The 12,385-nt window shown below is 54.6% G+C and carries 9 protein-coding genes, 1 tRNA gene and 2 pseudogenes; all 12 read left to right on the forward strand.

The window, feature by feature from the left end; genetic code table 11:
- A pseudogene (tuf, locus tag ACKI61_RS05625) lies at positions 1-205 on the forward strand (elongation factor Tu); the annotation flags it as partial.
- A 12-nt stretch (positions 206-217) separates the two neighbouring features.
- Positions 218-370 (forward strand): 50S ribosomal protein L33, encoded by a 153-nt coding sequence (gene rpmG / locus ACKI61_RS05630; protein ID WP_072801172.1) that lies wholly within the window; start codon positions 218-220, stop codon positions 368-370.
- Positions 371-382: 12 nt separating this feature from the next.
- Positions 383-455 (forward strand) — tRNA-Trp (locus tag ACKI61_RS05635).
- Positions 456-474: 19 nt separating this feature from the next.
- Positions 475-663, forward strand: coding sequence for a preprotein translocase subunit SecE (gene secE / locus ACKI61_RS05640; RefSeq protein ID WP_072980610.1), 189 nt, complete (start codon positions 475-477; stop codon positions 661-663).
- 3 nt (positions 664-666) lie between these two features.
- Positions 667-1,215, forward strand: a complete 549-nt coding sequence (nusG, locus tag ACKI61_RS05645) for a transcription termination/antitermination protein NusG (RefSeq protein ID WP_407456792.1) — start codon at positions 667-669, stop codon at positions 1,213-1,215.
- 29 nt (positions 1,216-1,244) lie between these two features.
- Positions 1,245-1,670, forward strand: a complete 426-nt coding sequence (rplK, locus tag ACKI61_RS05650) for a 50S ribosomal protein L11 (RefSeq protein ID WP_072801175.1) — start codon at positions 1,245-1,247, stop codon at positions 1,668-1,670.
- 39 nt (positions 1,671-1,709) lie between these two features.
- Positions 1,710-2,396 (forward strand): 50S ribosomal protein L1, encoded by a 687-nt coding sequence (gene rplA, locus ACKI61_RS05655; protein ID WP_407456793.1) that lies wholly within the window; start codon positions 1,710-1,712, stop codon positions 2,394-2,396.
- 8 nt (positions 2,397-2,404) lie between these two features.
- On the forward strand, positions 2,405-2,941 hold the full coding sequence (rplJ, locus tag ACKI61_RS05660) for a 50S ribosomal protein L10 (RefSeq protein ID WP_072801177.1): 537 nt from the start codon (positions 2,405-2,407) through the stop codon (positions 2,939-2,941).
- 51 nt (positions 2,942-2,992) lie between these two features.
- Entirely contained in the window at positions 2,993-3,364 is a 372-nt protein-coding gene (gene rplL, locus ACKI61_RS05665; protein WP_072980602.1) for a 50S ribosomal protein L7/L12, read from the forward strand.
- A gap of 131 nt (positions 3,365-3,495) precedes the next feature.
- Positions 3,496-7,767, forward strand: coding sequence for a DNA-directed RNA polymerase subunit beta (gene rpoB / locus ACKI61_RS05670; RefSeq protein WP_407456794.1), 4,272 nt, complete (start codon positions 3,496-3,498; stop codon positions 7,765-7,767).
- A gap of 1 nt (position 7,768) precedes the next feature.
- Complete coding sequence (rpoC, locus tag ACKI61_RS05675; protein ID WP_407456795.1) at positions 7,769-12,214, forward strand: DNA-directed RNA polymerase subunit beta'; 4,446 nt, start codon at positions 7,769-7,771, stop codon at positions 12,212-12,214.
- Between the two features lie 66 nt (positions 12,215-12,280).
- Positions 12,281-12,385: pseudogene (locus ACKI61_RS05680) on the forward strand (30S ribosomal protein S12); the annotation flags it as partial.

Genomic DNA, 12,385 nt, shown 5'->3' on the forward strand with positions numbered 1-12,385 from the left:
CCGTCCTCAGTTCTACTTCCGCACCACCGACGTGACTGGCACGATCCAGCTGCCGGAAGGTGTCGAAATGGTGACTCCGGGTGACACCGTGACCATCCACGTGAACCTGATCGCCCCGGTGGCAATGGAAAAGCAGCTCCGCTTCGCAATCCGCGAAGGTGGCCGTACCGTTGGCGCTGGCTCCGTAACCGAAATCATCAAGTAATCGGATAATAAAATGCCCAGAGAACTCATCACGCTCGAATGCACCGAATGCAATCAGCGCAACTATGACTGCGACAAGAACAAGCGCCTTCACCCCTCCCGCGTGGAGTACAAGAAGTACTGCCCGTTCTGCCGCAAGCATACTGTTCACAAGGAAACCAAGTAAGGAAGTCCGAATAGGTCGGTAGCTCAATTGGTAGAGTCACGGTCTCCAAAACCGTTGGTTGGGGGTTCGAGTCCCTCCCGACCTGCTCACTTCCCGGAGTTATTATGCGCAAGATCCAGCAATATGTCAAGGAATCCATCGAGGAACTGAAAAAAGTTACTTGGCCTACTTGGGAAGAACTCAAGGGATCAACCCTCGTCGTGATGCTCTTCAGTGTCATTATGGGTCTCTATATTGCAGGTCTTGACGTCGGTTTTTCTTGGATTATTGACAAGATCATGGGAAGAGGTTAAGTTATGCCTGAGATGAAGTGGTATGCGATTCACACCTTTTCCGGTCAAGAAAACAACATTAAGAAACGTATCGAACTCATGATTGAACGCGAAGGCGTTCAGGAAAAGTTCGGTAGGATTATCGTTCCGACTCGCGAGGTTGTTTCCAATACTCGCGGTCGTCGTCGCGTATCTGTACAGAACGCGATGCCTACTTACGTTTTCATAGAAATGGTGCTGGACGAGCTCACCCAGCATTTGGTGATGAACATCAATGGAGTCACCCATTTCCTTGGAATGACGCCTTCTAAGAGGGTTGCCGTTCCATTACAACAGAGCGAGGTCGATCGTATTCTGGGAGTTGATCCTAGTGGCTCTGCAGAAGGCGAGAACCCAAACCCGTACACCATTGGCGAAAATGTCCGCATCAAGGAAGGTCCCTTCAAGGACTTTGTGGGCGTTGTAGACGAAATTATGGAAGACAAGACCAAGATCAAGGTCATGGTGACTGTCTTCGGTCGTTCTACGCCTGTTGAACTTGCCTGCAACCAGGTCGAGTCCGACAACGCTTAATTGTACGGTTTTGAAACGGAGATAATACAGTGGCAAAGAAAATCACAGGTTATATTAAGCTCCAGATTCCGGCCGGCGCCGCAAACCCGGCTCCCCCGGTTGGTCCCGCCCTTGGTCAGAAGGGTGTGAACATCATGGAATTCTGCAAGCAGTTCAACGCAAAGACCCAGAACGACAAGGGAATGATTATCCCGGTCGTCATTACGGTCTATGCCGACAAGAGCTTTACCTTCATCACGAAGGTATCGCCGGTTCCGGCCCTCATCAAGAAGGCTGCCGGCATTGAAAGCGGCTCTGGCGAACCCAACCGTAAGAAAGTTGGTAAGCTCACCAAGGCCCAGGTCCAGGATATCGCCCAAAAGAAGATGCCGGATCTAAACACAATCGACCTCGAAGCCGCTATGCGCATGGTCGCGGGTACTGCTCGCTCCATGGGCGTTGAAGTGGTTGACTGAGGCAGGTAATTCACCGTTACGTATCTGACAGGAAACACCATGTTCAGAGGAAAAAAATACAAAAAGGTTGCTGAAAGCATCGACCGTAGCAAAGCCTACGATCTTGCCGAAGCAATCCAAATCCTTAAAAAGTCCGAATTGAAGTTCGACCAGACGGTCGAAATCCACTTCAATCTCGGTGTGGACCCAAAACATTCCGACCAAGTGGTTCGTGGCACGGTTGTGCTGCCGCATGGTACCGGTCGTCAGGTCCGCGTCTTGGTTTTCTGCAAGGACAATAACCTTGAAGTTGCAAAGAACGCAGGCGCAGACTACGCTGGTGGTGCTGACTTGGTTCAGAAGATTCAGGAAGGCTGGCTGGACTTTGATTCCGTCGTTGCTACTCCCGACATGATGCCGGTGATTAGTAAGGTCGCTAAGGTCCTCGGTCCTCGCGGTTTGATGCCTTCTCCGAAGGCCGGCACGGTTACGGTTAACGTGGCCCAGACGGTTAAGGAACTCAAGGCTGGTAAGATTCAGTACCGCGTTGACAAGGGCGCCAACGTCCATGCCCCCGTGGGCAAGCTCTCCTTCGGTGTCGATCAGCTCGCTGAAAACGCTAAGGCTGTCATTGACTCCGTCGTGAAGAACAAGCCGCAATCTTCTAAGGGCACATACATCAAGAGCCTTACGTTGTCCGCAACGATGGCTCCGGGCATCAAACTTGATATGGCACTGACGCGCTAGGAGATACCATGAAAGCTGTAGTTAAAAAACAACAGACCGTGGATTCGCTCGTCGAGTCCTTCAATGGCGCTACCGCCGTCTATCTGCTCAATTATCAAGGCATGACCGTTGAAAAGGACAATGCCCTCCGTAAGGCTCTCGCCTCGAAGGGTGTGAAGTACCACGCTGTGAAGAACACTCTTCTCAAGCGCGTGCTCGCTGCCCTTAAGGTAGAAGGTCTCGACGACCTCCTGACCGGAGCTACCTCCGTGATGGTCGGTTTCGAAGAAGACCCTCTTCTGCCTGCCCGCGAAATTGAAGCATTCCACAAAGCAAACCCCGATTTCTTGGTTGCCAAGAGCGTGTACCTTGATGGCAAGGCGATGCCTGGCTCCGAAGTCGTGAACCTCTCCAAGATCCCGGATCGCAAGGGCATGATCGCTCAGATCGTCTCCATCGCTCTCGGACCTGGCTCCACGATCGCCGGTCAAATCAAGACACTCCAGGAAAAGCTGGAAAAAGAATCGGGCTCCGAAGCTGCTCCCGAAGCCGCTGCGGAAGCTTAACAACAAACCACAAACCAAAAAATTTAAACGGAATAATCGGAGAAACACATCATGGCAACTGATATCAAGGCACTGGGCGATCAAATCGTTGGTCTTACCCTTCTCGAAGCCAAGGCTTTGGCTGACTACCTTAAAGAAACCCACGGCATCGAAGCTGCTGCCGGTGGCGCCGTCGTAATGGCCGCCGCTGCTGCCGCTCCTGCTGAAGAAAAGACTGAATTCGACGTCATCCTCGTCGAATGCGGCGCTAAGAAGATGGACGTCCTCAAGGCCGTCCGCGCCATCACCGGTCTGGGCCTCAAGGAAGCTAAGGACCTGGTCGAAAAGGCCAACAGCGTGGTCAAGGAAGCAATGCCGAAGGCTGACGCTGAAAAGCTCAAGAAGGACCTGGAAGATCTCGGAGCAAAGGTCGCTCTGAAGTAATGCTTTCACTTCATTGACTTATTATATGCCAACTGCCTGCACTGTATGTGCGGGCTTTTGGTGTATAATGTTTGTCGCTATTTTTTGCTATTTTTAGGTAAAAAAGCTCTTCACCGGATGAGGTATTTCAAATGACCACGGAGCGAAAAAGCTATTCCTCCAACAAGTTCCAGCTGGAACTCCCGTACCTGATCGAAGTCCAGAAGGCTTCGTACGAGCAATTCCTCCAGAAGGAAATCCCGCAAGAAAAACGTCTTAAGGTTGGGCTGGAACGCGTGTTCCAGGATATTTTCCCCATTACCGACGTCAAGGGGCTCTATTCCCTTAAGTATGAAGGTTATTATTTCGGTATCCCGAAGTACAGCATCCCCGAATGCCGTGAGCGTGGTCTCACGTATTCCATGGAGCTTTACGCCACCCTTTCCCTCCAGATTTTCGAGGAAGATGGCGAAGATCGCAAGCTCAAGGAAGAAGTTAAGAACGACGTCCTTATTTGCGAACTCCCGATCATGACTGAAAACGGAACGTTCATCGTCAACGGCGCTGAACGCGTTGTCGTTTCCCAGTTGCACCGTTCCTACGGTATCAGCTTTGACGAAGAACTCCAGCCCAGCGGCCGTTCCGACTACAAGAGCCGCATTATTCCGCACCGCGGTGCCTGGGTGGAATTCAATACCGAAGGCGACACCCTTTACCTGATCATCGACCGCAAGAAGAAGCTCGCCGCAACGACGATGCTCCGCTGCATCGGCTTTGAAACCACCGAAGAAATCCTCAAGCTCTTCTACAAGAAGACCGAAGAAGTCGTGGTTGCTGATGTCATCGATCAGCAGGATGAAAACGGCAATCCGGTCCTTTATGACCGCATCGTTTTCGAAGACGCCATCGATACGAACAACGGCGACGTCATCCTTTATGCAAACGATGTCATCGACCAGAAGAAGTTCGACCGTCTCCGCGATAGCAATGTCGAAAAGATTGTCCTTCTCTCCAAGGAAGAAGACAACCTGCTCATGCACTACACCCTTGCTGCCGACAAGTCCAAGTCCCGCGAAGACGCCCTCAAGGCGATCTACTCCGTGACCCACCAGCAGCAGGACGAAGCTCCGGACATGCGTACTGCCGAACTCTACTTCGACAGCCAGTTCATCGACGACCCGCACAAGTACGATCTCGGTGAAGTGGGCCGCTACCGCCTGAATGCAAAGATTTACAGCAAGCCGGAAATCCGCGAAATCCTCGCTTCTCTCGGCGACGAATTCAAGATTCCGTCTCTTACCACGATGACCATGAGCAAGGCAGACTTCCTTGCCATCATCGAATACATGGTTGGCCTCTACAGCGATACCGAAGGCTACACGCTCGACGATATCGACCACTTGGGCAACCGCCGCACCCGCTCCGTGGGTGAACTTCTCGCAAACCAGATTTCCGTGGGCCTCTCCCGTATGTCCCGCGTGATCCGCGAAAACCTGAACATCAGCGGCGAAGACGAACAGAAGACTCCGCGCGACCTCGTGAACACCCGTATGGTGTCTTCCACGGTGCAGTCCTTCTTCGGTTCTTCCCAGCTGTCCCAGTTCATGGACCAGATGAACCCGCTTTCTGAACTGACTCACAAGCGTCGTCTCTCCGCTCTCGGTCCTGGTGGTCTTTCCCGCGAACGCGCAGGCTTCGAAGTCCGTGACGTGCACTACACGCACTACGGCCGCCTCTGCCCGATCGAAACTCCGGAAGGCCCGAACATCGGTCTTATCAACTCCCTCGCTTCCTTCGCCGTGGTGAACCACTTCGGCTTCATCGAAACCCCGTACCGTATCGTGGGTCTCATCGACTTCAAGGATGCCAAGGGCAACATCGTGAAGATTCCCGAATCCAAGTGGCACTTCGGTATCTTCAAGGCTTTCGTGCATGACCCGCACCTCTTCCTGGAACTGGAACTTTCCAAGAAGCAGATTGATTCCGTGCGTATGAACCTCGACCTCAAGCAGCGTGAACTGTTTGAAGGCTTTGTGAACAAGGTCTTTGCGTTCAAGGATGCCGAAGGCACCGTGACTTACTACCGCAACGGTTTCACCGTTGATGACTTTAACGGCAAGGCCGACTACGAACAGGTGGGTACTGTGGTCGAACAGATCGTTTCCGACTACATCACCTTCCTCACCGCCGACGAAGAAGACGCATTCAGGGTTGCTCCTGCCTCTACCGAACTCACCGAAGACAACCGCTTCAAGGGTGACATGGACGGCTACGTGATCGTCCGCGACAAGAGCGAATATCCGCACCTCATGCGCCAGGACAGCTTTGCCCTCGACGACACCGAAACCGAACGCATCGACCTCATGGACGTGGCCCCGATGCAGATCGTGTCTGTGGCCGCTGGTCTTATCCCGTTCCTCGAACACGATGACGCTAACCGTGCATTGATGGGTTCCAACATGCAGCGCCAGGCAGTGCCTCTGCTCCGTGCCGAAGCCCCCGTGGTGGGTACCGGCCTCGAACGCCGCGCCGCCCTTGACTCGGGTACGGTTGTGCGCGCCAAGCACGACGGTAAGGTCACCTTCGTCGATGCCCGCAACATCACCGTGCAGCGTGGCGACATGGTCGACGGCAACTTTGTGCCGCTGACCGGTCTCGGCGAAGACTACGAATTCCTCGGCAAGGATCCGGTTGACGAATATGTGCTCCGCAAGTTCGAACGCTCCAACCAGGACTCCTGCATCAACCAGAAGCCTATCGTGAACGTGGGCGACTTCGTCAAGGCTGGCGACGTGCTTGCCGACGGTGTCTCTACCGACCACGGTGAACTGGCTCTCGGTAAGAACATCTTGATCGGCTTCCTCCCCTGGAACGGTTACAACTACGAAGACGCCGTTATCATCTCCGAAGAGCTCGCCATCAAGGATACCTTTACCTCTATCCATATCGAAGAGTACGAACTCGAAGTCCGCGACACGAAGCGCGGCCCCGAAGAACTCACCCGCGAAATCCCGAATGTCGGCGAAGACGCACTGCGTAACCTCGACGAAAACGGCGTGATCCGCGTGGGTGCCGAAGTCTCTGCCGACGACATTTTGGTGGGCAAGGTGACTCCGAAGGGTGAAACGGAACTCACTCCGGAAGAACGCCTGCTCCGCGCAATCTTCGGCGAAAAGGCCGGTGATGTGCGTGACTCCTCTCTGAAGGCTCCTCCGGGAATGAAGGGCGTCGTGCTCGAAACCCGCATCTTCAGCAAGAAGGACAAGGGCGACAAGAATAGCAAGGAAAAGGACCAGGAAACCATCAACGAGATCCGCGCCAATTTCCAGGCCCAGATCGACAAGATCAAGGAATCCTGCTCCGAACACCTGTTCGAACTCCTGGGCGGCAAGGCTGCCGGCAAGGTGCTCGATAACGAAACTCACGAACCGCTGATTCAGGAAGGCAAGACCTACACCGAACAGAACCTTGCCGCTATCGACGTGACCAAGGTTTCTCCGGCATCCACCTTCGTGGTGGGCGACGACGAACTCCAGGAAAAGGTTCTCTCGCTCGTGCTCGTCGCACGCGACAACCTCGATACACTGACCCGTACCATGGAAAAGGAAATCGACAAGGTCACGAAGGGCGACGAACTCAAGCCGGGCGTGCTCAAGTGCGTGAAGGTCTACATCGCGAAGAAGCGTTGCCTCTCCATCGGTGACAAGATGGCTGGTCGTCACGGTAACAAGGGTGTGGTCTCCAAGATCGTGCCTGTTGAAGACATGCCGTTCACCGAAGACGGTCGTCCGCTCCAAATCCTTCTGAACCCGCTGGGCGTGCCTTCCCGTATGAACATCGGTCAGGTGCTTGAAGTTCACCTGGGCTGGGCTGCAAAGACGCTCGGCTTCAAGGTTTCGACTCCGGTGTTCGACGGTGCCAAGTTCGAAGACATCTGCAAGGAACTTGAAAAGGCTTACCAGAAGAACCCGATCGTGAACTACGAAATGGATCCGGAAAACAACAAGATTATCGGTAAGGCAAAGCTCTATGACGGCCGTACCGGTGAAGCCTTCTTGAACCCGGTGACGATTGGTTACATGTACTACCTTAAGCTCGGTCACTTGGTGGACGACAAGATCCACGCCCGTTCTATCGGTAGCTACGCCCTCGTGACCCAGCAGCCTCTTGGCGGTAAGAGCCAGTTCGGTGGCCAGCGCTTCGGTGAAATGGAAGTGTGGGCTATGGAAGCTTACGGTGCCGCTTACACGCTGCAGGAACTCCTCACCGTCAAGTCTGACGACGTGCAGGGCCGTTCCAAGGTCTATGACGCCATCGTCCACGGATTGAACACGCCGAAGCCGGGTGTTCCTGAATCCTTTAACGTTATGATCCGCGAAGTTCGTTCTTTGGGTCTCAATATTCAGACCAATGGAGATAAGTAATATGGTCGAAGAAGTTGAACGCGAAAATTCTGGCGATATTTCGATTCACCTTGCCGCTCCGGAAATGATCCGCAGCTGGTCCCATGGTGAAGTGACCAAGCCCGAAACCATCAACTACCGTTCCTTCAAGCCTGAAAAGGATGGTCTTTTCTGCGAAAAGATCTTTGGACCGGTGAAGAACTGGGAATGTAACTGCGGTAAGTACAAGCGCATCCGTTACAAGGGTGTGGTGTGCGACCGTTGCGGTGTGGAAGTGACCCACTCCAACGTGCGCCGTAAGTACATGGGCCACATCGAGCTCGCCATTCCTCTGACCCATACTTGGTTCGTCCGCAACCAGCCGTGCGTCATCGGTGCGCTCCTGAACCTTTCTACCAAGGATCTCGACTACATCATCTACTACGAAAAGTACGTAGTGATCGATCCGGGTACTACCGATCTCGAACCCAACACCTTGATTGACGAAGCCCAGTATGTGGACCTCACCAACGAAGGCCGCGTCTTTGACGCCAAGATGGGTGCGTCTGCCATCAAGCAGCTGCTCGACCGAGTCGACCTGATCGCCCTTTCCGAAGATCTCCGCGTGCAGGCACAGTCCAAGTCCAAGACCAAGCAGGACGACGCCCTGAAGCGCCTCAAGGTGGTGGACGCCTTCCTCAAGTCGCAGCGCGAAAGCTTCCGCGAATACTATGAAAATCCCGAAGCCGCCATGAAGCGCGATGCCGCTCAGCCGTGGCTCCGTGGCCTCGCCGAAGCCGTTGCCGAATTCAAGGCCGACTACGAGGCAAAGCACGAAAAGTTCGTGCTTGCCGACGCCTACAAGGAATTCCGTGACCGCTACAAGAACGAAGCATGCCTGTTGCCGAACCAGCCGTCCTGGATGATCCTCGACGTGCTTCCGGTGATTCCGCCTGATCTTCGTCCGCTCGTTCCGCTCGAAGGTGGCCGTTTCGCAACGTCCGACCTGAACGAACTTTACCGCCGCGTCATCAACCGCAACAACCGCTTGAAGAAGTTGATTGACCTCCGCGCCCCGAACGTGATTCTCTGCAACGAAAAGCGTATGTTGCAGGAAGCCGTGGACCAGCTGTTCGACAGTGGCCGTCGCAGCGCCCGTACGGGTTCTGCCCGTCCGATGAAGAGTCTCGCCGAACTCCTGAAGGGTAAGCAGGGCCGCTTCCGTATGAACTTGCTCGGTAAGCGCGTGGACTACTCCGGTCGTTCCGTGATCGTGGTGGGCCCGGAACTTCGCATGCACCAGTGCGGTCTGCCGAAGCGCATGGCTCTCGAACTTTATAAGCCGTTCATCATCCACCGTCTGGAAGAAGAAGGTATCGTCTATACCCTCAAGTCCGCGAAGAAGTACGTGGACGCCGAACGCCCGGAAGTGTGGGATATCCTCGAAGAAATCATCGAAGACCACCCGGTGATGTTGAACCGCGCCCCGACGCTTCACCGTCTGGGTATTCAGGCCTTCTACCCGCGCCTGATCGAAGGTAACGCAATTCGCCTCCATCCGCTCGTCTGTACTGCATTCAACGCAGACTTCGACGGTGACCAGATGGCATGCCACCTTCCGCTGTCTTTCGAAACGCAGCTGGAATGCCGCGTTCTCATGCTCTCTTCGAACAACATTTTGCACCCGGCTTCCGGTCAGCCGATCGCGGTACCCGGCCAGGACATCGTGCTCGGCCTGTACTACCTGACCAAGCCGCGTCCGCGCCGCAAGGGTGAAGGCATGCACTTCTTCGACTCCGCCGAAGCCGTGCGTGCCTACGAAAACGGTGTTGTCGACCTGAACGCTATCGTTTACCTGAAGCTCAAGGCTGGCCAGAAGATCTACATGGGCGCCCTCGAAAAGGACGCTGTGTGCCTGCGTGAATCTGCCGACGATAACGGCAACATCGAACAGGCTGTGAAGGCTGGCGAAAAGATCAAGTTCCTTACCCTTAAGGAAGACAATGTTATCAAGACGACCGTCGGTCGTATCATCTTCAACGAATTCGTTCCGAAGGAACTCGGCTACGCCAACGAAACCTTCGGCAAGAAGGTGATCGCGAAGTCCATCGACGACCTGTACCGCCGCACCGGTAACCGCGTGACCGTGGATTACCTCGATGACCTGAAGGCGAACGGTTACAAGTGGGCAACCCGCGCCGGTTCTTCTGTGGCTATCGCCGAAATGGTGATCCCGAAGGAAAAGCAGGAAATGCTCGACAAGGCTGCCGAACAGGTGTCGCGCATCCGTAGCCTCTATGAAGACGGTGTGATTACTGACGGTGAACGTTATAACCAGACCATTGACGTGTGGTCCAAGACGACCTCCGAAGTTGCTGCCAAGCAGTGGGACTTGCTCTCCAGCGACCGCGACGGCTTCAACCCGGTTTACATGATGGCCGACTCCGGCGCTCGTGGTAGCCGTGAACAGATTAAGCAGCTGTCCGGTATGCGTGGTTTGATGCAGAAGCCGATCAAGCAGCTCGGTGGTCAGGAAGTTATTGAAAACCCGATTAAGTCCTGCTTCCGCGAAGGCCTGAACGTGATGGAATACTTCATCTCGTCTCACGGTGCTCGTAAGGGTTTGGCAGATACCGCCCTTAAGACGGCTGACGCTGGTTACTTGACTCGTCGTCTCGTGGACGTGGGCCAGGACCTCGTGATTACCGAAGAAGACTGCGGTACCACGAACGGCATCGAAGTGTCCGCATTCAAGGACGGTGACGATACCGTGATCGCTCTTGAAGAACGTCTCCTCGGTCGCGCACCGGTGGACGACATCAAGCACCCGGTGACTGGCGAAGTGATCGTCAAGGCCGGCGAACTCGTGACCGAACGCGATCTTCCGAAGATCTCCGCTACCGGTCTCGAACACATCAAGATGCGTTCCGTGCTTACCTGCGATTCCCGCAACGGCGTCTGCTCCAAGTGCTATGGCCGTATGCTGGCTTCCGGTCGTCCGGTTGACCTGGGCGAAGCTGTTGGCGTGCTCGCTGCACAGTCCATCGGCGAACCGGGTACGCAGCTTACCCTCCGTACCTTCCACATCGGTGGTGCATCTTCTCGTCTGACTGTCGAAAGCGACAAGAAGGCAACCGTCGATGGCCACATCGAACTCGAACAGGTGGAAACCGTCGAGCACGAAGGCCAGAAGGTCGTTACCAGCCGTATGGCTGAACTCGTTATCTTTGACAAGACCGGCATCAACAAGGGTCGTTACCAGATTCCGTACGGCTCCATCCTCCATGTCGAAAATGGTCAGACCGTGAATGCGGGCGACATCATGTTCGACTGGGATCCGTACAACAGCCCGATTATCAGTAACGTTTCCGGTAAGGTGGTGTTCACCGACATGGTTGAAAACCGCACCTACCGTTCCGAAACGGACGAAGTGACGGGCGTGGAAACCTGGACCGTGATTAGCGACAAGCAGCACGGCAAGAAGGACCTCCACCCGGCAGTTACCATCGTTGATTCTTCCAACACGAAGATCGGTAACTACATGCTTCCGGATGGCGCTATCCTTACCGTTAAGGCTCACGACATGGTGACCGTCGGTCAGACTGTTGCAAAGCTTCCGCGCGCTGCCGGTAAGACCCGTGACATTACGGGCGGTCTTCCGCGCGTGGCCGAACTCTTCGAAGCTCGCGTTCCGAAGAACAAGGCGTTCATCGCTCCGATCGACGGCCTCGTCGAAAAGATCGAAGAAGTCCGCAACAATCAGGTAGTTTACATTAAGATGGATGACCAGGAAGAGAAAGTGCTGGTTCCCCGCGGCGTCCATCTGGCGGTCAACGAAGGTGACCGTGTCCACATTGGTCAGAAGATCAGTGAAGGCAGCGTGGATCCCCACGATATCCTCGACGTCCTTGGTCCTGAAGAGGTCCAGCGTCACTTGGTGAACGAAATCCAGGCGGTGTACCGCCTGCAGGGTGTGGCTATTGCAGATAAGCACATCGAATGTATCGTTCGCCAGATGATGCGCAAGGTGAAGGTCAAGGAATCCGGAGACTCCGAACTGCTTCCGGGCGAAGAAATTTCCAAGGCCCGTCTGCGCGCAGAGAACGACCGCCTGGTCGAACTCGGCAAGACTCCGGCGACCTTCACGCCGATGCTCCTTGGTATCACGAAGGCTTCCCTCGCAACAGACAGCTTCATCTCTGCCTGCTCGTTCCAGGAAACCACCAAGATCCTTACCCGCGCTTCCATCGAAGGTAGCGTTGACCCGCTCCTGGGTCTTAAGGAAAACGTGATTATGGGTCGTCTTATTCCGTGCGGTACAGGAGCCCGCCACCTGAGGAACGTCCAGGTGGTGGACGCCGATGCAGCAGCGGATGTCGCGGCTCGGCCTATGGGTATTCAGGGCGAATACACCGAAGCTTCCGATACCGGAATCCAGATGCTTGACAACGAAGTCAGCAGTGACGAAGGCGAAGAAACGGATAATTAACCCTAAGTACTTGAAAAATTTGGAAAAAGAAACTATATTTGCACTCCAAAATCTAGGAGATTAACAGTGCCAACTATTCAACAGCTCGTCCGCAACGGACGCGAACAGATCAGCAACAAGACCGCTTCCGTGGCCTTGAAGTCCTGCCCCCAGAAGCGCGGCGTTTGCACC

The sequence above is a fragment of the Fibrobacter sp. genome (assembly GCF_045601785.1).
GTDB lineage: Bacteria > Fibrobacterota > Fibrobacteria > Fibrobacterales > Fibrobacteraceae > Fibrobacter.